Source organism: uncultured Victivallis sp. (genome assembly GCF_944391105.1).
Taxonomy (GTDB): domain Bacteria; phylum Verrucomicrobiota; class Lentisphaeria; order Victivallales; family Victivallaceae; genus Victivallis.
This window is the reverse complement of the sequence record NZ_CALXSK010000041.1, coordinates 14,016-38,567: the sequence shown is the minus strand read 5'-3', so window position 1 is coordinate 38,567 and position 24,552 is coordinate 14,016. Positions and strand designations below refer to the sequence as shown.

General features: G+C 58.7%; 23 protein-coding genes. 5 read left to right on the top strand and 18 right to left on the bottom strand.

Annotated features, from left to right (window positions below):
* Window positions 1–228 (top strand): hypothetical protein (locus tag Q0K10_RS12120; protein WP_294507421.1); only part of this gene is annotated, 228 nt, incomplete at its 5' end.
* Here the strand turns inward: Q0K10_RS12120 and Q0K10_RS12115 are convergent.
* From Q0K10_RS12115 to Q0K10_RS12105, 3 genes are all read right to left on the bottom strand, one after another.
* Window positions 169–3,990, bottom strand: coding sequence for a beta-galactosidase (locus Q0K10_RS12115; RefSeq protein WP_294507418.1), 3,822 nt, complete (start codon window positions 3,988–3,990; stop codon window positions 169–171). The two genes, Q0K10_RS12120 and Q0K10_RS12115, sit on opposite strands and share 60 nt — an antisense overlap.
* A 178-nt stretch (window positions 3,991–4,168) precedes the next feature.
* Complete coding sequence (locus tag Q0K10_RS12110) at window positions 4,169–4,843, bottom strand: type II secretion system protein (RefSeq protein WP_294507416.1); 675 nt, start codon at window positions 4,841–4,843, stop codon at window positions 4,169–4,171.
* A 16-nt stretch (window positions 4,844–4,859) separates the two neighbouring features.
* The gene (locus Q0K10_RS12105) at window positions 4,860–5,978 is read right to left on the bottom strand and encodes a LacI family DNA-binding transcriptional regulator (protein WP_294507414.1); all 1,119 of its coding nucleotides are present in this window, start codon (window positions 5,976–5,978) and stop codon (window positions 4,860–4,862) included.
* Window positions 5,979–6,225: 247 nt separating this feature from the next.
* On the opposite strand from Q0K10_RS12105, the gene Q0K10_RS12100 reads away from it, so the two are divergent.
* Window positions 6,226–6,870: a GDSL-type esterase/lipase family protein gene (locus tag Q0K10_RS12100; RefSeq protein ID WP_294507412.1), complete on the top strand. Its 645-nt coding sequence runs from the start codon at window positions 6,226–6,228 to the stop codon at window positions 6,868–6,870.
* Window positions 6,871–6,889: 19 nt separating this feature from the next.
* Here the strand turns inward: Q0K10_RS12100 and Q0K10_RS12095 are convergent, their stop codons facing one another.
* The 13 genes from Q0K10_RS12095 to Q0K10_RS12035 form a co-directional block, all read right to left on the bottom strand.
* On the bottom strand, window positions 6,890–7,183 hold the full coding sequence (locus Q0K10_RS12095) for a hypothetical protein (RefSeq protein ID WP_294507410.1): 294 nt from the start codon (window positions 7,181–7,183) through the stop codon (window positions 6,890–6,892).
* Window positions 7,176–8,600, bottom strand: a complete 1,425-nt coding sequence (locus Q0K10_RS12090; RefSeq protein WP_294507408.1) for a hypothetical protein — start codon at window positions 8,598–8,600, stop codon at window positions 7,176–7,178. The genes Q0K10_RS12095 and Q0K10_RS12090 overlap by 8 nt, the downstream gene beginning before the upstream one ends.
* 86 nt (window positions 8,601–8,686) lie before the next feature.
* Window positions 8,687–9,235, bottom strand: coding sequence for an AmmeMemoRadiSam system protein A (gene amrA / locus Q0K10_RS12085; protein WP_294507406.1), 549 nt, complete (start codon window positions 9,233–9,235; stop codon window positions 8,687–8,689).
* 33 nt (window positions 9,236–9,268) lie between these two features.
* On the bottom strand, window positions 9,269–10,594 hold the full coding sequence (locus tag Q0K10_RS12080; RefSeq protein WP_294507404.1) for an LptF/LptG family permease: 1,326 nt from the start codon (window positions 10,592–10,594) through the stop codon (window positions 9,269–9,271).
* A gap of 23 nt (window positions 10,595–10,617) precedes the next feature.
* Entirely contained in the window at window positions 10,618–11,352 is a 735-nt protein-coding gene (locus Q0K10_RS12075; protein WP_294507401.1) for a UPF0489 family protein, read from the bottom strand.
* Window positions 11,349–13,274, bottom strand: a complete 1,926-nt coding sequence (locus Q0K10_RS12070; protein WP_294507399.1) for a PAS domain-containing sensor histidine kinase — start codon at window positions 13,272–13,274, stop codon at window positions 11,349–11,351. The genes Q0K10_RS12075 and Q0K10_RS12070 overlap by 4 nt, the downstream gene beginning before the upstream one ends.
* 25 nt (window positions 13,275–13,299) lie before the next feature.
* Window positions 13,300–14,256 carry a hypothetical protein gene (locus Q0K10_RS12065; protein WP_294507397.1) on the bottom strand — a complete coding sequence of 319 codons (957 nt, stop codon included), beginning with the start codon at window positions 14,254–14,256 and terminating at the stop codon, window positions 13,300–13,302.
* Window positions 14,213–14,773 (bottom strand): D-glycero-beta-D-manno-heptose 1,7-bisphosphate 7-phosphatase, encoded by a 561-nt coding sequence (gene gmhB / locus Q0K10_RS12060; protein ID WP_294507395.1) that lies wholly within the window; start codon window positions 14,771–14,773, stop codon window positions 14,213–14,215. Before gmhB ends, Q0K10_RS12065 begins: the two co-directional genes overlap by 44 nt.
* 4 nt (window positions 14,774–14,777) lie before the next feature.
* Window positions 14,778–15,197, bottom strand: coding sequence for a DUF721 domain-containing protein (locus tag Q0K10_RS12055; protein ID WP_294507393.1), 420 nt, complete (start codon window positions 15,195–15,197; stop codon window positions 14,778–14,780).
* A 9-nt stretch (window positions 15,198–15,206) separates the two neighbouring features.
* A complete protein-coding gene (locus Q0K10_RS12050; RefSeq protein WP_294507391.1) occupies window positions 15,207–15,569 on the bottom strand; it encodes a hypothetical protein in 363 nt (120 codons plus the stop codon).
* Window positions 15,570–15,601: 32 nt separating this feature from the next.
* Window positions 15,602–16,732: a UDP-N-acetylglucosamine--N-acetylmuramyl-(pentapeptide) pyrophosphoryl-undecaprenol N-acetylglucosamine transferase gene (locus Q0K10_RS12045; protein WP_294507389.1), complete on the bottom strand. Its 1,131-nt coding sequence runs from the start codon at window positions 16,730–16,732 to the stop codon at window positions 15,602–15,604.
* Window positions 16,729–17,973, bottom strand: coding sequence for a putative peptidoglycan glycosyltransferase FtsW (locus tag Q0K10_RS12040; RefSeq protein ID WP_294507386.1), 1,245 nt, complete (start codon window positions 17,971–17,973; stop codon window positions 16,729–16,731). The genes Q0K10_RS12045 and Q0K10_RS12040 overlap by 4 nt, the downstream gene beginning before the upstream one ends.
* Before the next feature lie 12 nt (window positions 17,974–17,985).
* Window positions 17,986–19,413: a UDPGP type 1 family protein gene (locus Q0K10_RS12035; RefSeq protein WP_294507384.1), complete on the bottom strand. Its 1,428-nt coding sequence runs from the start codon at window positions 19,411–19,413 to the stop codon at window positions 17,986–17,988.
* A gap of 205 nt (window positions 19,414–19,618) precedes the next feature.
* Between Q0K10_RS12035 and Q0K10_RS12030 the strand changes: the two genes are divergently transcribed.
* Together Q0K10_RS12030 and Q0K10_RS12025 are read left to right on the top strand one after the other, a co-directional pair.
* Window positions 19,619–20,320, top strand: a complete 702-nt coding sequence (locus tag Q0K10_RS12030) for a hypothetical protein (protein WP_294507382.1) — start codon at window positions 19,619–19,621, stop codon at window positions 20,318–20,320.
* Window positions 20,317–21,207 (top strand): tRNA-dihydrouridine synthase family protein, encoded by an 891-nt coding sequence (locus tag Q0K10_RS12025; RefSeq protein ID WP_294507380.1) that lies wholly within the window; start codon window positions 20,317–20,319, stop codon window positions 21,205–21,207. Before Q0K10_RS12030 ends, Q0K10_RS12025 begins: the two co-directional genes overlap by 4 nt.
* A gap of 1 nt (window position 21,208) precedes the next feature.
* Here Q0K10_RS12025 and Q0K10_RS12020 read toward each other — a convergent pair whose 3' ends face one another.
* A complete protein-coding gene (locus Q0K10_RS12020; protein WP_294507378.1) occupies window positions 21,209–22,084 on the bottom strand; it encodes a helix-turn-helix domain-containing protein in 876 nt (291 codons plus the stop codon).
* Between the two features lie 108 nt (window positions 22,085–22,192).
* Here Q0K10_RS12020 and Q0K10_RS12015 point away from each other — a divergent pair, with 108 nt between their 5' ends.
* A complete protein-coding gene (locus Q0K10_RS12015; RefSeq protein ID WP_294507375.1) occupies window positions 22,193–23,263 on the top strand; it encodes a sialidase family protein in 1,071 nt (356 codons plus the stop codon).
* Between the two features lie 18 nt (window positions 23,264–23,281).
* On the opposite strand, the gene Q0K10_RS12010 is transcribed toward Q0K10_RS12015, so the two are convergent.
* Window positions 23,282–24,472 carry a cation diffusion facilitator family transporter gene (locus Q0K10_RS12010; protein ID WP_294507373.1) on the bottom strand — a complete coding sequence of 397 codons (1,191 nt, stop codon included), beginning with the start codon at window positions 24,470–24,472 and terminating at the stop codon, window positions 23,282–23,284.
* Between the last annotated feature and the right edge of the window lie 80 nt (window positions 24,473–24,552).

Here is a 24,552-nt window from a genome sequence, read left to right as displayed (position 1 = left end):
CTCGCCTTTAAGCTGAAGCTATTCGGCTACATACCGGCGCAGCCGGTAGTTTTTTTGCGCTTAAGCAATATAAAAAGCAAATTTCCCGGCGGAACTTCCCCCGGGAAATCTTTTGCGTCGACGGAATGCGATCGCAAAATCAACGACAGCGTTCTATTTCGCCAACAGTCAGAAATCCATTTTGAACAACTGCGGTTGCATCGGCAGCAGCAAGAATTTCCCCTCTGAAACAGAACGATTGCGGATCAGTTCAACGGCATTCCGGTCGATGTTGATTTCCACCGGAGTTTTGCCGAAGTTGACCGCATTAACCAGCCATCCGCCGTCCGCCGTCGGAGTGGCCCGCCATTCAACGTCCGGGGATTCCGAGCAAATTTGTACCGGCAGCTTACCGAGGATTCCGTCCGCCAGAGCACCGAGCTCCGAGAAAGTCGCCGTCTTTGCGGGGATCTTTACTTCGAGCGGCTCGCCGTAGGGAGTCTTCTCAAATCCTTTTCCAATCTGAACAACCGTTCCGCCAGACTCGGCGAACCGTTTGAGCGCATCGGCCGCTTCCGGAGTCAGAACGGTTGCTTCCGTTGCCACGATAAGCTCGATCCCGGCGGTTTCCCCCCGCTTGAGCTGATCTTCGGAGACAAACCGGATCTTACGTCCTGCCCGGGCAAGAGCATGCCACGCTTCTTTGCAGGCGGATTCGTATTTTTCATTAAAAATCGCCGATGGAATTGAATAAAGCAACGCCACCCGGGCGGGAGCGGCATAGGCCTCCCTGAGCTCATTCACAAGTCGGTTGGCGTCGGCGGCCGCATCTCGAACGGCCAGAATTCCCATTGGACGACGGTAGATATCACCAACAAAGACATGGTGGTTCCGGAACATGTTCAGGTCGTAATCCTCCCACACCCACGCGGCGGATCCGGCGACACCATGGACATATTGCTGAAATGCGCAACAATACACGGCATCGTAAGAGACCGGCTCCTCCACATCATCCGGAATCAAATGGTTTTCCGTATTGATGATCGAGACCGGATTCATCGAACTTGCCAGATTCAAAATCATTTCACCGCGGGTAAATTGCCCGGTACGTTGATTAAAACCGATTCCATTATCAGTACCGTTGAGAGTGCTGAATTTTCCGAACCGCTCGTAATCGGTGGCTCCACCGATCCCGAAACCGCCGAGAACCTTGGAGTGAACGGCCATGCCGGGCCACTCCTCTTCAACGATGCCCGCCATCCAGTTGTGCCAGTCGGCAAATTCGTCGAGCTTGAAAATCACGAAATCATAGTAAAGACCAGGCAGGGAATCCGGTTGCGGATCATAGTTCGGAACCGCTGCATCGAAATCGGCATAGCGGGTTCCATATTTCCGATTGAGCTTGTCAATGTCATTTTCATACAAAGCCTTCAGCCGTTCGATAAAACGACTGCGCGTGAAACCGCTGCGCAGACTCGGCTGATAACGCGGCTCATTGGAAATACAGATGCTGTGGATCGATCCCGCCCCCTCCATGTTGCGAACATGACGAACCGTCTGCCGGACAAACTCCCCGACGAGTTTCCGGGAGTAAGGATGCTGAACGTCGAACTGCAGAAAACTGCCGGAATTCCAGAGCATTTCCGGGTGAGCTTTCCCCGCCCAGTCGGGAAGATAGTGGGTCCCCAGCAGCAAGGCAACGGCAACATTGTTTTTCCAGGCGGAATCGATTCCGGAAAGACGTCTGGCCGGCGTCTCAAAACTGACCTGGAATGAACCATCCGGATTTTCTCCACGCATGACGGAGTGCATGGTAACTTCAAACTGGATCATGTCCGCGCCGATCGATGAAAACATCGGAATATCCCGAACTGCCGTGTCAAAATGCCCGTAACCGGAAAATATCACCGGACGAATGAGCCGATTCCCCGTCGCATCGACGGTTTCCGCTTCGATCCAGCCGTTCTTCAAGACACGTTTCGAGCTCACATATCGACTTTCCGGCGGAAGTTCCGCACGGAACAGTTTTCCGGCCAAATCGGCGAGATCATTCAATTCGGCGGTGATCCGCAAACCTCGTTTGCCGTAATAGTCCTTCTCCTCCTGTTTCTCCGACTTTCGAATATCGGCCTCCAGAAGAGCAAGCTGGTGATCGAAGATCGTCTGAATCGCCTTGAAACGGGGAATCTTCCTGCGGGCTTCCAGTTCCGGCTTCAGCTTTGCATAACGTTCACGCAAAATTGCCAGCTCCCGATTAAAATCACCAAAGAAATCGGCTTTGCAAATTTCGGCGGAAGCAAGAATGTTTTCGCCGGATATGACTTCGATGTTCCAATTTCCGCCCGGTATTCTGCTGAAATCCCAGTGAATCTCCGCGACAGCAGGCGTTCCATTACCGAAAACAGCCAGAGGGAGTTCGAAATGTTCGCCCGAAGCATTGACGGCACGGAGTTTGAAAGGGGCGGAAAGGTCATTCACAATCAACCGTCCAGTCAACTCCGAAGTCACCTGTTCCGAATCCGGCAGAAAACGCGCAGAAAACGGCTTCCCCTCCAGAAAAGCAAGTACGTTCTCGCGGCTGCTCTTGTAGACGAACACTCCGGGTGAAAGAGAAATCCCCTTGCGTTCTCCATCACGGTCACTGTCGTTCACAGTCAGATTGAAGCTGAATGCGCCGCCCGGATTCTTCAGGATCTGCGGCATGAGCTGCCAACTGATCCTGGCGGCGATGAAATAACCGGTTTCAGTCCGTCGCACATCATACTCCAGCTCTTCGGAGTTGAGTCGACGTTTCTCCGTCCAGCAGTAGTTGTCCGGCCCGGTGCCGCCGCGCGTGAAACCGATTTCAAGATCTCCGGATTCCCGGCCGTTTTTGAGTCTGCCGTCGGGTTCAATCGCAAGCTGTACGCAATCGGAGCTCCACATTCCCTCGCCAGGACGGGAGATGAATGCTCCCCCGTCGGTCACATCCGCATAGAAAATCAACCCTTTCCCGTCCCAGCCCAGCGCGGCACGGCAGGAGAGATCCTCCCTGGACGGCGTCTCAAATTTTTCGACGAGTTCGGGTTCCAATACCGGCATCCCCGCCGGAATGGCCTTCGCTGCCGGATCGAACTTCACTTGGGGAATCACTGCGATTCGCTGCATTCTGGAATACCCGGCCGCAACCGGGGTCAGCGTGTTCAAAGGCTTGAGCATGACATCCGCAATCCGGGCGTGGCAGACATCCTCCACAAGCAGACAGACTTCATAAGCGTCCTTCCAGGAAAACCGGTCCGCCTGCGGGGTGAACCGTAAGCGGTATTCCCGCCAGTCTTCGCTCCGCCGCAGCCAGAGCCGTTCCTGCCATTTGTTGCCGAGAGCGAACGAAAGAAACCCTCCCGCATTGCCTTTCACTTTGCAGGAAAGCTCATAGAGCTGTCCCGCCTTCAACGGCAGAAACTGCCGCATGGCAAGGCGACCGCCCCCATAATTGGAATTGTTGTCGATCGCGAGCACATTGCGTCGGCCGCCCTCCTCCGTCACCACTTTCACAGTGACATCCATTCCCGCATCCGGGCTGTACGACCACGCCTCGGGCCGTCCGTCCGCATTGATCCTGGTGAAATCTCCATTGGCGATCAACACGGCCGGATCATCCGGAAACAATTCCACATCGATCACCTCCACCTCACAGTCATCTTCGGCAAGCAGGCAGATTTCATATGCGTTTTTCCAGGAGAATTCCGACTCTTCCGGCTGGAATTTCAAAGTATACCGCGTCCACTTCTCTCCCCCCCGAATCCAGAGCCGCTTCTGCCATTTGCTGCCGAGGGCAAAGGAGAGATAACCGCCCGCTTTTCCCCTGGCCCGGCAGGTCAGCTGATACAGAGTGCCGGCCTTGAGCGGCAGAAATTGCCGCAACGCCATGCGGGATCCTTTGCCGCTGCGGTTGACGAGAGAAAGTACATTCTGCTTCTCCGGTCCAGCCGCCGGAAGAATTTTCAGAACAGCATCCATTCCGGAGGCCATGGAAAGTTTCCATTCCGCCGGGAGACCATCATCGCCGAAACTCCTGAAACCGGGATTGCGCAACAGGTTATCCGCGCACAACGATGCCGATGCCAAAACAAACAACAATATGACCGAAGAAATCCGGATGGCACGAGAAAGCATGACACTCAACCTTTGATTTTCCGCCAGAAGCATATTACCGCACTTTCGTCGTATCCGTCACAGAAGTCCGAGTTCCAAAATCGACGGTCTGGTATCCGGCTTTGAGTCTGGCATTTTCGACACGTCCATCGCTGAACAGAACATTCGCATCGCTGGGCTGAGTATTGAAAGCTCCGCCGTGATTCCAAATCCAACTGGTTCCGGCTGTCCAGTTCTGATGATCCGCCATAAGGCCGGTCGTCGGAGCTTCGCCTGCCTTACGGGGACGGCCAAGAACTTTTCCGTTGACGTTCAGATAGTTGTAGCTGATGCCACGGCTTTCCCGCATATCGGCGGAGTCAAGATGTTCCCAATCCCAGCTGGTCTTTTTCTGACGCAGAATATCCAGCGGACAGTTGAAAACAAGAAAATTTGGAATGTAAGGCTTCATCAATTTCAAGAAAGGCGCCGGATTCTGATAAAAAGAAACATATTCATAGTTCATGGCGGCCTTCCAGATATCAACCGGCAGACCGTTGTTCGGGAAATACTCTCCGGCATCCCCTGCATACAAAAACAGACTCTGTCCAAGCTGTTTTAAATTTCCTGTGCAAATGCTCCTTTTCGCCCGGTTCCGGGCCTGATTCAGCGCCGGCAGCAGCATCGATGCGAGAATCGCGATAATTGCAATCACAACCAGCAATTCGATTAGTGTGAATTTCTTTCTCATGATTTCCTCCCTTGGTTCATTGTATGCCCGCAACGGATGCCCGCACTGTAAACTCGGCAGGTAGCCTCAACCTGACCGGAGACGTAACCTCTTTTACAATATGCTGATACAAAACTTTTGCCGTTTGATATCCCATCTGGACGGAATCGGTTTTCACCGTGGTCAGCGGAGGGGTCAGACGGCTCGCGAACGGCAGGTCGCCGAAACCGGCAACCATCAGGTCACGTCCGATCACCACTCCGCGCTCCTGCGCCGCCTGATAAAGTCCCCGCGCAATATAGTCGTTGATGCAGAACACACTTGCCGGCAACCGGATCCGGTCGAACACAGCCTGACACAATTCGATCGGATGGAGTTCCTTCTGCGCCAGCGGCCAGTATTCCGGCTTCTGCCCGTCCGGTTCAAGACGAAGGGTGTATGAATCGATTTCGGATTCAAATCCGGCCTCCCGCATTGCAATGCAAAACGCCTCATAACGCTCCATGCAGCTGCTGGTCTCATACGTCGAACCCAGGAAATAACAGGGACGATCAAACCGGGCAATCAGATATTGAATGCTTTGAAATGCGCCGCCGAAATCATCACTGGCCACGGAGCTGACTCCGCTTCCCGGCAGATCCGCAATCGTCACAATCGGAATGCCGGCGGCAACCACCTTCTTCACCGATGTAACGTAACACTCCTGATTGTACGGCAGCAGAATCACGCCGTCCATGCCGAACGCGGCAGCCTTCTCAATCGATTCCAGCACCGGCTCGTGCCCGGTCGAACTCGTAAAAATCTGAAGATTTAGCCCGCGTTCCTCCACAAATTTCTGGATTCCGGCGGTCACATTCGAAATCATGCTGTCCGGATAGGCCGCATAGGCCCAGGCCATGGTTATCGTCCGCGGCTCCTTCGGCAAAGGATGACGCAGAGAATTTGCAGCAATCATCGTTCCACGGTTCGGCTCCTTCACCACAACCCCTTCATGATCGAGAATTTCGATCACGCGCCGAATCGTACTGCGCGACACCTGATAACGCTCGGCAAGCGCATCTTCTCCCGGCAGATATTTCTCCGGATCAAACTGCCCGGCCCGAATTTCCTGCTCCAGCGTCGAGGAAATCCGTACCGCCTTACTTTTGTATCCCATAAAACACACACCTTGTATGAAAATCATCTCTTTTCATTTCTAATTATACTGAATATAACAGCAAATGTCAAGATTACATACAAAAAAAGTGCAAAAATATTTTAAAATTCATACAATAAACAACAAAATTCATACAATCAAGCACACATCAGAGAAAAAAGCAGCGACTCCCGGAAAAATAATTGCAAATCATGCGGAACGGATGTATGTTTCCCAAACGGCATTGCAGAAACGAAAGGATGCGGAAATGGCTGGCAGATACGATACCTTGTTCGATCAAAAATCCCTCCGTGAAATTCAGGAGTTCTTCGATACGCGCGATCGGTGGCGGGATATCCTCGAATACCGGAAGATCTCCGCCGAAGTCGGTCATGTCAGGAACCTCTTCTACGGCGACTCGATCACCGATCTCTGGCCCCTGCATGAGTTCTTCCCGAACCATTCGGTGCTGAATCGCGGAATCGGCGGCGACAACGTCAACGGCCTGTATCTCCGCCTCGACGGAGACGTCTATCCCTACACTCCGGAGAAGGTGTTTCTGCTCATCGGCATCAACGGAATCGAGTGGCCGAAGCAGACGATCCTCGACAAGACACGCGCCGTCGCATCGATGATCCGGGAACATGGCAGCAAGGTCTATCTCGGCAGCATCCTGCCGCTGCGCTCCCCCGACGCGTGGGACCGCTTCCAGTTTCAGGAGAAGATCGTTGAAATCAACGAAGAACAGCGGGAGTGGAGCCTCCGGAATCTAGACGGATTCCTCGACTACCACTCCCGCGTAAAAGATGCCGCCGGTCAGCTCGCGGCCGAATTTGCCCGCCCGGACGGGACCCACCTGACCTTCGCCGCCTACCGCGTGATGGCCGAGGTCGTCCGCCCGCATCTCGCCTAGATGGAACAAAAAAGGCTCCTCAGCAGACCGTGCAGCGCGAAGCGCGCACGGTTCCGTCGAGGTCGCGGCAGCGGCGCACCGAGCCGATGTCGTACACCACGCCACGCCATACAAGGCTGCTGCCGGGTGGAATCTCCATGTCTCCCGGGATCAGGAATTCAAATGCGGCAGACGCACCGTCCGCAGGGGTGAAGCCCCGGTTTTCAACCACCAGCGCCCGGACAGGGCGCTCCTGAAAATTCGTTCCGCCGTCGGAAAGTCCCGGTTCAAACAGACGGAGGATCACCGTTTCGGAGCAGCGGAACTCAGCCATTGTCCACCTCCTGCCGCAGCGTCTGCCACGATTCGATCTCCCGACGGATCTGTTCGCGCCGTTCCGGATCGATCTTGCGCACCTTTTCGAGCAGAAAAAGTGCCGTTCGCGCAACCTCGCGGCGGTATTCGAGCCCTCCGGAAAACCGTTTGAGTTCGACCAGCGATTCGATGGAGGACTTCAGATCCGTCACGGCAAACTCCCGATTGTAGGCGATGGAGGGAACCGGAATCGTAGGATCGAATCCATGCATCAGCTCCCAGCAGCGCACTTCGGCCTGCTCAAGCTGATCGACCCGACTCGCAAGAAACTGCTTGATCTGGTGGTGATCCCACGCCTTTGCCTCGGCGGTCTGCGCCGCGCGCGACGGCTGAACCAGAGCCATGCCAACCACATCGAAGAGTTCGCGTTTGAGCGCATCGTTTTCCGCACGGATCGCGGAGGTGTCCGTCCCGGAGGGGGAGATGTAGCGGCTGATCCCCTTCTCTTCCGGACTCTCCCAGATTGCGGCCGAACGGGCGAGCAGGTGACTGAACTTCTCCTTCTCCGCACCGTTTCCACTGCCCGGTACGGGACGTGCCCCGCGGGCGAAGCTGTCGGAGATGACCAGAAGTCCGAACATCTGCTTGACGATGTTCATCTGCGCCTCGGATTCATTGTTCAGAATCGCATCCGAAATACGCACAACATCCTCAAAATAGTGGCCGCCGTCAATCCCGAACCCGTCCGGCTCGAACGACAGCAGCGCCGGAACGCATCCGAGATCATGGCATGCCCGGGCGACCTGCACAACCGATCCCGCGCCGTTGGAACGCTCGAAAATCAGCGTCTCACGACGCGTGAAAAGTTTCCGGCGCACCACCGGAACCGGCGGCAGAAACGGCCCGTTGTCCGCGAGGGAACGCTCCTCCACAAGCAGCCACTCAAGCTGCCCGTCGCTCCCCCACGCCCAGTCCGCGACGTCGAGCGGCGACCAGGCGCGAACGGCCGGGCGAATCCGCTCACTCATCTTGCGTTCGCAGTCGATCTCCCCCTCGAAGTAAGGCATTTCGACCGTCAGCGCCGCTCCACCATAGATGTTCAGCAGCGTGGAGAACTGCCGCATGACTTCGTTCGCGCGAAGCCCCGTTCGGGAAAAGTCCTCGACCAGAACCGGATCCGCACCGTCCCGCTGCGGCTCGACCGACAGAATGAACTGCGTAATCATGCGTGCGAGTTTGCGCGGATAGTTGAAGTAATAGGCGCGCCGCAGCCGCTCCGCGAACTCCGGCTCCACCTCCGAAACGTGACGAACAAGTGCACGCCGGATGTACGCCTCACCGCCGTAATACGCCGCCCGCGAGCGCTCCCACACCTCGCGGTTCGCCCGGTGCAGCGCGTGACGCCGCCGGAACAGATACTCGAACTCCTGACTCATCGAAAAAAGACCTTTCCTGTTTCCGCTCCCGGCGTACCTGTGCCGGTGCTGAACAATGGGGAAAAGTCAACCTTTCCGCTCAGGAGCTATTCGCCGAACACCTCGGCGCGAAAAGTCTCAAAACGTGTACCCGGCCGCTGCCACCCGTCGGCGGATAGCCCCGCCTTGCGGGAGAGATATTCGAGCGTGGTTCTCTGATCCCACCCCTGCTCCGGAGCGACCTGCGGCAGAAAAACCGCGCCATGCCCGCCCTGGCGCAGAATGATCCCGTCGACACCGATTTCGAAGTTCAGAGGATCCGCGATCGGCTCGGGCGGGGTCAAAATCGAAACTTCAATCACCGTCTCGTTGAGCTCCTCCGGCTCAAGCGGCGGGAAACGCGGATCGGAAAACGCCGCATTCAACGCGTTTCGAACCAGATTCTCCTTCAGCGGCTCAAACGCTTCGAGATTTCCGATGCAGCCGCGCAGATTCCCGCAGCAGTCGTGCAACGTCACGAAACAGGCCCTCCGCTCATCAAGTTCAGGAATCGCCGGCGCAACCGGCATCGGCGCATTGCGAAGTTCAGAGCCGATCACCTCCCGCACAAATGCGAGAATCCGGCGCCGCTCCTGCGTCGTGAATTCTTTCGTCATGATCCCGCTCTCCTTTCCGGTTTCTCCGGAGTCTCAGTTCCGGTCATGATAGATACGGTATACGCTGAAGGCGATGAATGCGACCGTCGGCGCCAGCCCGGCGAACATCGGATTGAGGATCCCCCCCTTCCCCAGCACGAGAAATACCTGCGCGGCAACAATGTAGACCACGATGATCATCACCGCCGTGATGATCGCGAGCAGACTGCCCGTTCGCTCGTTCTTGGTCGCCAGCGGAATCCCGAGAAACACCGCGAGAAAACAGGCCCACGGGAACGCAAGCCGATAGTAGAACACCGTCATGTAGATCGATTCGACCCGATCTGCCATGTCCGGCGTACGCCGGACCAGATCCCAGATCACCCAGGTCGGCAGATCATCCTTCTCCTTGATCGCATTGAGAATGTCGTTCGGAGACTCATGAATTTTCTCCTCACCGAAACGCAGCTCCGTGAACGGAATCTGTTCGTGAATCGCCGAAATACCCGTCCCGGAGGCGGAAACCGGCAAATCATCGTTACGGTCATAGGAGATGAAGTTTCCGTTGCGGAAACTCCACTCTTTCCGTTTCGGATCGTAACTCGCCTCGGCAGCGAAAAAGTCCACCTTGCGCCCGAGCAGTTCCCGGCGGACAAGGCTCTCCCGCTCGGCCCGCGGCAGCCCGAGAATCCGATCCGCCTTGGTCGGAAACACCTCGCGGATCATCTGAAGCTGCGCCGCCTCGATCGGAACAAGAACCAGAGAGTCGATCATCGGATCCGACCAGTAGGTCTTGACCGTCACATTGTGCTGCGTGTTGCCGGTCGTGAAATTGTTGAAGAGCCAGTGGCGCTGCTGGTCGCTGCTGCGATAGGTCAGAAGTCCGCGCACGAACTGCCGCTTCTCCGTCACATTCGACTTGATCATCTCTGCGGCCCGCTCCGTGAACGGCACAAGCGCCTCGTTGAAGTAGATGTTGATCCCCGTGACGATCAGCCCCACCAGGAAGATCGATCCGCCGCAGCGGAAGAGCGACACGCCCGAAGCGCGCATCGCCGTAATCTCCATATTCTTGCCGAATGTCGCCATCGTCCACATGCAGCCCAGCAGCATCGAAATCGGCAGGATGAACCGGATGTTCCCCGGCAGCTTGTATGCGAGATAAAGCACGATGTCGTGCAGCGACGCCTTGTTCTCAAGAAAATCCGAAATGTCCCGGTAGACATCCCCGAGAATGAAGAGGATGATGAACACCAGCAGAAGCACACTGTATTTGATCAGGAACTCCCGCAGAATATAACCGTCCAGCTTCGGCAGCGGAAACCAGCGGCGCGGAAGCTGAACGAGCTCTTCGTATCTTGTCTGTTGTCTCTTTTCCATAATGTCGGTAATATACACCCGCATCAGCGGCAAAAAAAGGTTTCTTTCAAGTTTTTTGACGATTTGTTGTGCATTTCCTCTGCCGGAGGGATTGTTTCATAGAGTTCCCGGAACGTCGCGAGCAGCGATTCGGCACTGACACCGGGGTCGATCCGCAGCAGCTTCACCCATTCCGCCTCAAGCGATACCGTCACAAGTCCCGCCCGGCCCAGCAGGTTCCGAAGCAGTTCACCGTCCTCCGGAACAAGCGCACGCCCGACCAGCAGATAGTCGAGATCGAGATCGAAGATGAATCCCGCCTCCGGAACGAATTCCGCCTCCGCGAGCCGGTCGCGCAGAAATGCGCTCTCAAACACCCGTTCCGCAAGCGGCCGGAATTGTTCCGGATCGTTCAGAAGTATTTGCAAATCCGGCCACGAGCGGTCGCAGACCACGCGGATCCGCTCATTGGCGCAGCCCGGATGATCCGCATGGGCCACGATCACGGAACGGCTCACCACTCCGCCGCGCAGCGCAAGATCGATCTGTTCATCGTGACGCAGAAGCGCCAGCGCCTCCGCGACCGAAGACTCCGAGCGGAAGTCGAAGGCCCTGACCATCCGAAGCCGCGTTGCTTCATCCGCGGCGGCCCGCCCGAACGCGGGCAGGGTGTCGGTATGATGATCGAAGGTGAGCAGCGACGGAGCCTCCTCACGTGTCCGGCGGTAACGCGCCCACTCCGCGAGCGCTTCGTGGTGCGAAGCAACGACCCGGATCACGCCTGTGCCTCCCCTCGTCCGCCGAACGGCAGGAAAAGGAAGAAACTCGTCCCCTTCCCCGGCTCGCTCTCCACTTGAATCCACCCCTGATGGTTCGAGATGATGCCGTAGGCCATCGCCAGTCCCATGCCGGTTCCCTGCCCGACCGGCTTGGTTGTAAAAAATGGTTCGAACAGTTTTCTGCGCGTCTGTTCGGTCATGCCGCTGCCGTTGTCGGTGACGCGGATGAACAGATAATCGGCCGGATCGACCGTGCCGCGTTCGGGCGGCGGTTCCAGTGCGATTGGAGCGTTCGAGGCGGGCCCGGCTTCGATCGTCAAAATCTGCCGGTCGGGATTGTTCTCCATCGCATCGATCGCATTGATCATCAGATTGAGCATGACCTGCTGCAGCTGCAGCGCGTCCGCCCGCACCGGCCCGAGCCCGTCCGGAACCTCGATCGAAATCGACAGATCGCGCTGCTTGCGAGGGCCGAGCAGCCCGAGACTGTTCTCAAGTACCTGCCGCAGATCGAGATCGGTCACCTGATACTTTCCCTTGCGCGCGAAACCGAGCAGCTGACTGGTCAGATTCCCGGCCTGTTCCGCGATGGAGGTGATCTTCTCGAGATGAGCAACCACCTCTGGATTGTCCGGCTGGTGCAGAAAATTGATCACATCCACATGTCCGAGAATCGCATGAATATAATTGTTGAAGTCGTGCGCAATCCCCCCGGCGAGCATTCCGAGCGCCTCGATTCGCTGAGAGTGAACGAGCTGCTCGGCCAGACGCGCCTTCTCGCTGGCAAGACGGCTCTCTTCGGTAATGTCGCGACCGATCAGCACGAGCAGCAGCTGCCCGCGCGTCTGAATCGGAGAAAGCGAACAACTCAGCAGCTTCTCCCGTGCGGTTCCCTCGTCGAGGCGACACTGGAAACGCACCGGCAAGGCGAGGTTCCCGCCGAGCGTCAAATCGGGACGGTCGAGAATCCGCATCCGGGGAGCAAGCGACTGATTGGCAAGGTCATCCGGCTTTTCACAGCCGAGCAGCCGCGCCGCGGCGAAGTTCGCGTCGACGATCTGACCGTTGCGGTTCAGCATCACGATCATCTCGCCCGCGTTCTCGAGCACGAGCCGGTAACGGTCGGTCCACTCCCGCAGATTCTCTTCGAGTTCCTTCGAACGGCCGTAACTGCCGACGAATGCAAAAAGAATGTCCAGCGGACTCTTGCTGCCCGACCGGATATCCACTTCGATCTTGCTCAAATATACCGCCAGCAACACTCCGAGCCAGCACCCGCCGATCAACCGCGCCAGGAAATCCCCGCTGAAGAACGGAAACGGGAACTCGTAAACCCGGGCGCACACCCACGAAAGCAGCGTGCCGAACAGCAACGCCGTCAACAACGCGCTCTGAATCGCATAGACCCGCCGCAGTCCGAAATTTTTCAGCCGGGTATAAGCGATCGGCAGAATCAGCAGATCGACCAGATACGTGAGCGCCGCCATATTCATCGAATCGCGACTGCCTGCGAAGAGACTGTCCAGCGTGATCGCCTCCGGCCCGCTCGTGAGCGAAAATCCGTACCAGTTGCATTGCAGCCGGGTCAATTCCCCGAGATACAAATAGAGCCCGAACAGAACCGCCGCCCCGATGATGATCCGCTGGGCGGCAAGAGTCCCCTCCGTGATATAGACCATGAGATACGCCGTGAGAATCGGCAGAAACACCACGGCACGGCCGACTTCATAATTGTACGCTCCGAACAGGACCGCACTGATGTTCGCCGCACTCACAAAGTGCGAAAAAAGGAACAGCAGCCCCAGCGACATGTAAAACGGCGCGCTGCCGATCGCCCTGCGCTGACTGTACAACAGCCCCAACCCGACGAAAATGAAGGTCATCTCCAGAAAGGTCAGCAAAAGCGCATGCACATGTTCCATATCCGCTCCTTCCTGCTCCGCGGGATTACGGGGTGTTCCTTTTCCGCTTCAATTCCCGCTGGTGGCGGCGGCGGTCATACATATGAAGCTGCAAAGTGTTCCAGCCGTTGTGCCAGAGCACATAGAAGGTCGGCCCCAGCGCCACCAGCGGATTGGCGTAGGTCATCGCAAGGTAGATGGTCAGCGTCGTATTCTTCTGACCGAGCACCTGGCTGGCTTCGCGCCGGAACTTCTTTCCGCCGAGGAACTGCCCGAACCAGAAGTTGAACACGCAGATCGCAAACGAAATCGCCGCGATCTCCAGCAGAATCGTCTTCGAAAGATGCGCCTGCGAATGCAGATAGGCCGATGCGTTCGCGATGATCAGGAAGATCGCCGCAACCCAGAGGAAAAACGAGACGTTTTTATACTTTTTCGGCAACTCCGACGCATGCTTGTAGAACAGTCTCACCGGAATCGCAGCCACGAGCGGAATCCCGATCACCACGAGCAGACTGTTCACAACGCTCATGAACACCCCGGGCGCGGGGTTGCCGATCGCCACCGGAATCAGAAACGGCAGCAGAATCGCCATTCCGAAATTCGTCGCCAGAAACGCGCTGACCGCAAAATCCACCCGGCCGCCGAGCAGATTCACGATCACCGCCGCCGCCGTTGCCGTCGGTGTGATCCCCGTGAAGAACGCCGCCTGCGCCAGCTCGTCGCCGCAGAGCGAACGCAGCAGCACCCAGCTTCCCATTCCGACCGCAACATTCGCACCCAGAATCTTCAGATGCGCCATCCGCACCTCGCGCAAGGAGACCTTCACCTGCAGGAACACCAGAAACATCATCACCACAATCAACCAGCGGATCAGCCAGTTGAACGCCGAAGCCCACGGACATGCGTACCCGAGAACAAACGCCGCGATCATCGCGGTCGTGCGCAAATGCTGCATCTCAACGCGCCTCCCGTTCCAGAGCGAGAAACCGCTCGACCGCATCGGGGAGATCCTCCGCGACCTCGACTCCGGAAACATCTTCATTCCGAAGAACTTCCATTCCATACCCGGTTTTAACCAGATAGCAGGCCCGGCAGCCCGCCGCGCGCCCCGCGGCAAGATCGCTCAACCGGTCGCCGACCATCGCGGAATGTGCCGGGTCGATGTCGAACTCCCGACACGCCTCCAGAATCATCCCCGGTTCAGGCTTGCGGCAGCGGCACGGCGAACCGTATTTCGGATGGTGCGGGCAGTAATAAAACCGGTCGACTCCCGCGCCCTCGCGCGCCAGAAGTTCCTGAATCCGGTCATGCACCGCACGCACGTCCGACTCCGTGTACATACCGCGCGCCACGCCGGACTGGTTCGTCACCACGATCGCGAGAAATCCAGCCTCGCGCAGCCGCCGCAATGCGGAAGCCACCCCCGGCAGAATCACCGCCTTGTCAGGATCGGAAAGGTAATCGACCTCCTCGTTGATCACCCCGTCACGATCCAAAAAAAACGCTTTTTTCCTCATTTTTCTATCTCTTTCTTCTGGAAAGGCTCCCGGACGGAACCAGACGGATCTCCGTGCAGATCCCCTCGCCGACCGCAGCGGCAATCCGCGCCAGGAACAGATCCAGCGACGGTGCGAGCTCGCCGATCAGCGCACTGTGCCGAACCTCCAGCGACAGCACTCCGTCGTGCAGACGGGCAGGCCGGGCGCACGCGGCGAGTTTGCCGGGAATGATCTCCTTCCAGCGGGTCGAAATCTCGATGAAATTTCTGGCCTCCCGGTCGGCGATCTCCCGGAACAGTTCGGTCATCACTTCCGCGGCGCTGACCGCATCCTGCGAATGCGCGGTGAACTCGACCGTTCCGCGCTCTCGACCGTACCACGTGCGCAGCAGCGGCAGCACCTCCCGGCGGCGCCGGAACTGTTCTCGACGGGGGAGATTCATCTCTTTCACTCAGATGTTGATGTCCAATCCGAAGAGCGTCAGCGGCAGAATCAGGGCATGGACGATCAGCATCCCGGGAGCGATCGCCCCCTTGATGACATAAACCAATCCCCGTCGAAAACTGCCGAAACACATGTAACCAAGCCCATACGGAACATAGAAGAAACGACACACATCCGTTCCCATCCGGAAGAGGCACCGCCCCGCATTGTAAATGCTGCGGTAGATATACGGGGCGGATTTCTCCGCGGCTTTCACCGCGATCGGCGCAAGAATCGCCAACGTAATCGGATCGAGCGCCTCCGCCTCGGGCATCGGGAAACAAGTAACGACGAAGGCGACCAGCAGACAAATTGTGATGAATCTTTTCATGATCTTCCTGAAAGTTCCAAACCCATATTACTTCATGGCCGCTTGCGCAGCCGATTCGTCAATTCCACAAGCAGCCGCCCCGCCGCGTCGGGAACGGCGCACTCCGCCGCGCGCGCACCGCGTTCCGCAAGCGTCTCCGGAGAGGCAAGCAGCCGGTCAAACAGCTGTTCAAGCCGTTCCGGCGAACACTCCGCGTTCGGCAGGAGTTCGGCGCCGCCGGCCGCCTCCAGTACGCGCGCATTGTCATCCTGATGATGTTCCGCCGCATACGGGTACGGAATCAGCACCGCGGCCTTCCCGAACCGCGCGAGTTCCGCAACCGTGCTTCCCCCTGAGCGGCAGACCACAAGATCGGCCGCTCCGAGAAACAATTCCATGCGGCCGCTCGACTCCAGAAGAAGCAAAGGGAACGGCACGTCGCCATAGGCTTTTTTCGTCGTCTCGAACTTCCCCGGTCCTGCGAGATGGAGCACCTGAAAGCGCCTCCGGCTCTCCAGTCGCTTCAACGCCGCCGGAACCGCCGCATTGAAAATCGCCGCCCCCTGGCTGCCTCCGAATACGAGAATCGTCGGAATTCCGGCTTCGAGCTTCACGCCGAAGATTCGTTCCAGTTCCGCCTCCGCCGCTTCCCGCGAAATTCCCGCCGCAGCTTCGAGTTCCGGCCGCAGCGGCATGCCGGTCACAAGCACCTCGCAGCGGCATTTGTCCGCATTGCACGCGGGAAACGCCGTTGCAAGCAGCTTCGCCCGGGAGCTGAAAAAACGGTTCGCCTTGCCGATCCGCGCATTGCCGTCGTGGAGAAACACCGGAATCCGCAGCAGATGCGCGGCAAGAATCGGCGGCAGAGAGGTGAACGACCCCATTCCGAGCAACGCCTGCGGCCGGAACCGTTTCAACTCCCGCAATGAAGCGCACACTCCCCCGAGCGCTCCGCTCCCGAACGCGACCCCGGAACCGATCCCGCGCGGAGAAGGCATCCGCGGCAGCGCGACGGCGGAAACCCCGAATGATTCCGCGATATCCTTCTGGTGCGGCGCATTCACGCCGGAGAGCAGCAGAAGCGCTTCCCCTCCTTCATCGCGCAGCTTCCGCGCGACCGAAAGTCCGGGGTAGAAATGCCCCCCCGTTCCCCCGCAGGTGATGGCCAGACGTTCCAGTTTCATGATTCCTCTCTGTTCTTCCGGAACTGGCGATTCCCGGGAAGAAACCACAGCTTCGAGCGAATCGCACTCATATATTGCACATTGTAGTTCGGACAGACGTTGTCGAAGGCGATGGAGCTGAGAATCCCCACCGCGATCAAACTCGCCATGATGTTGCTGCCTCCGTAGCTGATGAAAGCCGCGGGCATCCCCTTCGTCGGTGCGGCTCCGGTCACCACGGCGATGTTGATCGCCGCCTGCAACGTGATCCCGAGCGTGAGCCCGCAGCCGAGCAGCATCCCGAGCCGGGAGCGGGAATTCATGCTGATGCGCAGCCCGAACCAGGTGAAACAAACATACAGCGCCAGCACAAAAAGCATTCCGATCAACCCGAGCTCTTCTCCGACGATCGACAAAATGAAGTCCGTGTGCTGCTCCGGCAGATACTTCTGCTTCAACCTGCTCTCCATGAATCCGACCCCGGTCCAGCCTCCGGAGCCGAATGCCAGCAGTGAATTCCAGAGCTGATACCCTCCTCCGGAACGGGTCTCCTCCGGCCGGAGAAAGGTGGTCACCCGGCTGAGCCGGTTCGAGTCGAAAAGCACCACGTAGAGCGCCGCCATCCCCGCGAACACTGCCGGAATCGCCAGATAGTACCAGCGCAACCCCGCCATCACCGCGATCGCAACGGCCATGGTCATGACCAGCGCGGTCGTGCCGAAATCGCGCCCGATCAGGATTCCGCAGACCACCGCGCCGGTAATTCCCAGAAGCGGCAGAATGCCGCGTTTTCCGCGCAGATGGTTGAAGGTCCGGATGTTCTCCGAACAGTATTTCGCCACAAACAGCGCAACTGCGATCTTGGCGAATTCCGAGGGCTGAAGCGTCATCTCCATCCCCGGCAGCCGGAACTTGATCCATCGGTTCGCACCATTGATCGAGGGGAAGCAGAATGCCGCCACAAGCAGCAGCAGAAACGCCCCCCCCATCAGAATCGTGCTCCATGACGCAAGTTTGCGGTACCCGATCAGGAAGGCGACCGCTCCGCCCGTCCCGCCCATCACCGCCCAGATGATCTGGTTGCGGAAATATTTGAGCCCGTCGGTGTTGTAGCTGGCCGAGTAGAGCATTGTCAACCCGAAGACCACAATCAGCGTCACAACCAGCAGCAACCCGTGCATCGCGTTGAGAGACGCTGCGCTCTCACGCGTGTCGAGTTCCACCGGTGCGGACGGCTCGTCATTCAGGTAGAAGCTCTTCAATCGGGACCTCCGTCACTCCAGGCAGAGTTCCGCTCCGCGCGCAATCTCCGTGAGTCCGTGCGCTTTCACGTAGGCGACGGCGTCCTCATCGTCGAAGACGGCCAGCGGAGAAAGTTCGATCTTCGCATCGACCTTCCCGTCGGCGGTACGCGGAATTTTCACTCCGGCCGCCTCAAGGCGGCGCGCATCGCGCTCGATGAGCATTTCGCGGCAGCTTTCGACCGAATCGACGCCGGTCGGATTCTTGGTCGGAGCAAAAACGCTGCGCCGTTCGCCTTCGAGCACCATCGTGCGCTTCGCCAGCGGCATCGCGTCGAAGATGAACGATTCGAGCTTGACTGCGTTCGGGCTCTCCGGCTTGACCGGGTTGCCCTGTTCATCGACGTAAGGAACCTTCTTATCCGCGCGGTGCCACGGCAGCTTGAGGCTGCCGCCCGCGGTCAGATGCTCGACGAACGAACGGGAGATCATGTGAATCGCGGGACTTCCGGCGATGAAACGCAGCGAACCGTCCGGATTGCGGCTCTCGGCGAGCTCCGCCGGAAGGTCGCTGTATTCGATGATTTCGAGGTGCCCCTTCGTGACGCAGAAGTTGCCGAGCTTCTCGAACGGACCGGTCTTGGCCAGCATGATCGCGGACATCTCGGAGTTCTCAAGGTCGTGCAATCCGAGGAAAAGCGGGGAAACCACCGGCACAAGCGGATTGTCCACCTGGAAGTACGAGAGGTAATCGACCCCCTCCTTCGCCATCCGGTCGAGTGCGCCGGAGCGGCGCAGCGCCAGCAGCGTGCCGCCGTGGCCGTCCGGAGAGAGCGAAAGCGACGACTTCGTCGCGAGCAGCAGCTTGCCGTCGTAACCGCACGCGGGCATCGTCCCCTGCGTGAAGAAGAACACCTGTTCCGGCTTGAGCCCGAAGAAGTTGTTTTCGCGGAAGAACTTCTCGGTCGCCTCGCGGTTCAGCAGACTGGTCATGATGTACCAGGTGAGCGGACAGCCGAACTTCTCTCCGGCCCGCCGGATCGATTCGGCGAAATAGCGGAACAGCGGACGGCCCGTCACGGGGCCGATCGGATAGGTTCCCTTCGGCCCGTCGAAACCGAGCCGGGTTCCCTGACCGCCCGCCACGGTCAGACAGCTGACCTTGCCCGCCTTGAGCAGCTCGACGCCGCGCCGGACGGCGCGCTCGTAGAGTGCCGCCTGCTCCGCGTCGCGCGGAACGAGCGGGAAATACGGCGCCGGGCCGAGGTCGTCCGGAATCTCGGTTTTCGGCTTATTGAGCACATACTCCCGGATCAGATTCGCCATGACGGGGAAATCGATCGCCTCGATCTGAGCGGCAAGCTCCTCCCGTTCCGCGGCGGAAAGTTCATTCCAGAAGCGCAAAAGCTGCTCCTGACCGGCGACGGCGGTTTTCTTCAAAAGTTCCTGATAACGGTCCATGATCCCAAGCTCCTCCCGAATATGAAAAGATCGTTCCATTCACACACATTCATGTGGCGTAAAAGACGCCGGATACAATATAACCCGTCTCCCACTTTTCTGCCACCATCCCGGAGAAGATTTCATTGATCTTTTCCGGAAAAAAAATTGCGTTCCGCCGCTTTCGCGTGTATCTTAAAACCATCAACACCGGAAGGAGCGGAACATGGCGACAAAGAGCCCGAAGAAAAAAAAGGGGGTTTTCGGAAAAATTCTGATTGCCGTATCCGGAGTGATTCTGATCATTCTCGCGGCGGGAATCTGGCTCGCATGGCTGCTGTTCGGCAACGTGCCGCAGTTTGAGATCGATCCGCTGCAGCCGGAGGATCGCGAACTCATGGCCAAACTCATGGGACGGTTCGCCAATGAACTGCTCAGCGGAGAAGGTGCGCCGGAGGAGTCCGAGCTGATCCTTTCGCCCGGAGAGGTGAATTCCCTCATCCGCATCTACGACAACGGCATCGACCTGCGCAGCATGTTTTCCGGGAAAAGCGATAAAGCCAGGGTCAAAAACCACAATGTCCGTTACGAAAACGGCCGGTTTGAAATTCTCGCTCCCGTGCAGACAAACCTCACCTGGCTGTGGAGCGGCGTCATCATGACCGATATGAGCGTGAAACCGGAGAAGGATGGCGACAGCCTCACTCTCGACATCTCCCGCGCCCGCGCCGGCTCGATCACACTGCCTGGATTCCTCGTCGACCGATTCCGCGAAAATGCCGTAACCTCCGGGCAGGCAAATGAAGATTACCGGAAATTCGACCGCTGCGTAAAATCGATCCGGATCGACGACGACCACAATCTGCACATCGTCTACCGCCCGCGGGAACTGCGCTCCCTGGTGCTGGCCGGACCGGGCATCCGATGAAGACACCGGAATTCTGGCCCGGCCCGATGGAGGGGGTCATGACTTCGCCGCTGCTGCGGGCCGCGGCGGAACTGCGTCTCGTGCGGCGCTGGATGACATTTTTCCTGCGCGTGACCGGCGTGCCGAAGCGGAAACATCTTGAGGCGTTCCTCGCCCCCTTCGCCGGAGAGGAGCCCGTGACGTTGCAGCTCATGGGGAACGATCCCGTCGCCGTGGCGGCGACCGCTGCGGCAGCCGCGGCCATCGGCGCGAAGACGTTCAACCTGAATTTCGGCTGTCCGAGCCGGCAGGTCACCTCCGGCGGCGCGGGCGGCGGCGCGCTGCGCGACCCGGACGGAATGATCCGCATGATCGAAGCGGTCAAAACGGCGATTCCGGACCGGCCGCTCTCAGTCAAGCTCCGGACCGGGTGGAGTGATCCCGCCGAACAGGAGGTGTTTCTGCCGCGTCTCGCCGCGACGGGATGCGTCAACAAGTTCTTCGTCCACTTCCGCACGGTCAAGGAGCAGTATCTTCCCGTGCCGGGGCGCGAGGAGCGGCTGAAACGTTCGCTCGAACTGGCCGGAACGGTTCCGGTCGTGCTGAACGGCGACGTGGAAACCCCGGAAGATGCCGCCGCGCTGATGGCCGAACTCCCCGACTGCGCCGGGATCATGTGCGCGCGCGGGTGGTTGCGCGATCCGTTCCTGCTGCGCCGGCTCGAAGGGCTCCCCTGCCCCGAACCGGAAGAGGGGCGCGAAACGTTCTTCCGCGCCGTCACGCACGGCGGATTCCCGGTCAACAAATCGATCGAGCTCTCGAACTTTCTCTGGGGGAAGGAGCGCAATCCCTATTTTTCCCGCCTCGTCGCACTGCCGCCGCATTCGCTCTTCTCCTCCGCGAATTAGACTACCGGCGGCGGATGTAGCGGCGGTATTCGCCCGGAGTCCGCGCAAAACAGCTTCGGAACGCGGTGGAAAAGTAGCATTCGTTCGAGAACCCGGACTGCGCCGCCACTTCAGCAAGCGGCAGATCGTAGCGTGCGAGCAGCCGCGCCGCATGGATCAATCTCGCGCGCTGCAGATAGGCCGCGGGAGCCATCCCGACTTCGCGCCGGAAGAGTTTGCGGAGCTGAACCTCCCCGAGATGAACATGATCCGCGATGTCCGCCACGGCGATGCTCCCGGCGAAATTCGCGTGGATGAACGCGAGCGCCCGCCGGACGCGCTCATCCGCAGAACGTTTCTCCGCAAGGCGGAACCGCCCCGCGCGCGCCTCTTCGAACATCAGCATCTTGAAGAGCTGTTTCATCGCGGAGGCCGCCGCATCGGGATCGGTATTGCGCAACGCGACGATCGTCTCCAGAGCGCCGAGCACCGCCTCCGTATGCGCGGGACGCAGAAACGGCGAGGCGAATCCGGCGAACGGATTCGGTCCGGCCACGTTCTCCGAAAGCGCATGCGCGATGTAATGACCCGACTCGGCACAGCCGTCCGCGAGCCGGAACGAGTGCGGAACGAATTCCGGTACGATCATCGCGTCGCCGCGCCGGAAAAGTCGCGTCTCATCCCCGACCGAAACCACCTCCTCCCCGAACAAAGTCATGAAGAAGAAGTTGTCGCAGATCCTCCGCTCCGGAACCCTCCAGGGCCGAAAACACTTCCAGAAGGTGATTCCGAGCACGATCGGCTCGACATCGCGCAGGATGAGCGACAATATCGCGGCGGTCTCCGGCTCAAGCACACCATCGAGCGTCTGTTTGCGCTCGTCTCCAAATTCATTCATAGTGTCGAAAATCGAAAGAAAAGGTCGCTTTTCTGCAATTGTTTTCTGTTGAAAAATAGCATATAATATTCATAACGCAAACCGGGAATTGAAATTTGGAGAAAAAAAATGGAATGGATCGACCGCATTGAATTCGCCTATCCCGTCAGCACGATGTTCCGGGCCGAGGAACCGTTTCTGTTCGGGCGGGAACCGACACCGCGCCGCATGCCGGACGGCTCGATCGTCTCGCTGTTGTACACCGGCGGAACGCAGGAGCCTCATCCGGACAACATCGCCACCGTCATCCGCAGCACGGACGACGGGGCGACCTGGTCAAAACCGGAACTGCTCTTCAAACATCCGTGCCGCTGCACCTGGGGGACCGAACTCTTCACGGAGGGGGAACGGCCGTTCGCGGTGTTCCAGACCTTCAGTTACGAAACGACTTACGCCGAACTGCGCGCGTTCATGACCTTCACCGATGACTGCGGAAAAAGCTGGACGCAGCCGGTCAGCATTCCCGGCGTTCCGCCGAACTTCTCCGTGCGTCAGGGGAAGGTGCTGTCGGACGGCAGCTGGCTCTTTCCGGTCTACTGGCTCGATCAGCGGAAAGAGTGGACCAGTTACGGTGCGCCCGGCGCATGCTACACCTCCGGCGTCATCCGCTCGACCGACGGCGGCAAGAGCTTCACTTTGCACGGCGCGGTCGAAACGCCGGGAAACGCGTGGGAACCGGAGGTCGTCGAACTCGAACCGGGACACCTCAAAATGTTCGTCCGCTACGAACACCCCGAAGCCGTGCTCTGGGAAAGCGACAGCTTCGATTCCGGCCTCACCTGGAGCCCGGCGAAACCGTCCACAATCCCGAACCCCGGCACGAAATTCGTAATCTACAGGATCCGCGGCCGCCACGTGCTCGTGAACAACGTCTGCACCCCCGAAACGCGCACCCGTGACCTCCTCGAAATCTGGGTCAGCGACGACAATCTCCAGAGCTGGTCGAAGAAACTTCCGCTCGCACGTCTCCACAAGGAGAATCCGGACACCTGGCAGGGCTTCTGGGATGGCGGGGATGCGCTGCCGCAGGTCGCCTATCCGCACGGCTTTGCCGACGACAAGGAGGAGAAACTTTATCTGGCGCTGGATTCAGTCCGCAAGTTCTTCTTCCTCAAGGTTCCCTACTCGGACCTGCTGTAACGGCCGGAGCCGGGCGGGTCAGACGAACGCATGTTCGATGCGGATCACGACCTTGACCGGTTCGCCACCCTCCCCCGCGAGTTTGCGCTGGAACATCTCGCGCAGCTCCGCGGGGTTGTGCGGACAGTCGCGCGGCACGAGCAGGTCGAACCGCAGCTGCAGCGCCTCCGGCGTCCGCACCATGCGGAAGTCATAGACCTGAAACCGCGCATCGAACTCGTGAGCGGTTCCGACCGCGGCCAGCCGCCACTTCTTGTACTCGGGATCATTTTTCTGAAACGGATCGCAGTGCAGGACAAGCCGCACCGGCAGAACACATGAGACCTGCCGCTCGGTGTTTTCGAGCGAGTCATGGATGCTGACCGGGTCCGCATCGGAATTGACCTCCGCGTGCGCCGTCGCAAAATAACGGCCGGGCCCGTAGTTGTGCATCATGAGATCGTGAATGCCGCAGATGTCGGGATTCTCCAGGACCTTTTCCACCAGGCGCGAGACGAGTGCCGGGTCGGGAGTTTCTCCGAGCAGCGGATTGATGGTATCGCGGACAACTTTGACCCCGCCGACCACCACAAGCCCCGCGACAAGCACGCCGGCGACGCCGTCAACGGGGAAACTCGTCAACGTACTTGTATAGAGGGAGATCAGCACCACCGAGGTCGTCAGAATATCGCTCAGGCTGTCGAACGCCGTCGCCCGCAGCACCGGGGAGTCGATCCGCTTTGCGAGCGTCCGGTAGAAGAAGAACATCCAGAGTTTCACGGGGATCGAACAGGCCGCAAGCACAAAGAGCAGCGCCGAGAGCGTCACCTCCGCCGGTTCGAAGATCCGCTCGACCGAACTCTTGAAGAAGTCGAGCCCCACCGCAATGATGATGACCGCAACCACGAGCCCCGCAACATACTCCATGCGTCCGTGACCGAACGGGTGGCGGTCGTCGGCCGGACGTGCCGCCATGCGCGCCCCGAAAAGCGCAATCATCGCCGAACCAGCGTCGGAGAGATTGTTCACCGCGTCGGCGGCGACCGCGATACTGCCGGTCAGCAGCCCGACTGACAGCTTCACGATAAACAACAGCACATTGCAGACGATCCCGACCGCACCGCCGAGGATGCCGTAGGACTCCCGCACCCTCTGGTCGGAGGTCTGATCGGGATTTTTCACAAACAGACGAATCAGCAAACCGGTCAAAATCAACCTCGCAAACAACATGGTTTCTCTGGTACTGGCTCCGGAATCGTCGCGAACGGTTCCAGATATTCTTATTAAAATAGCCGTTCCTGCTTTTTTTT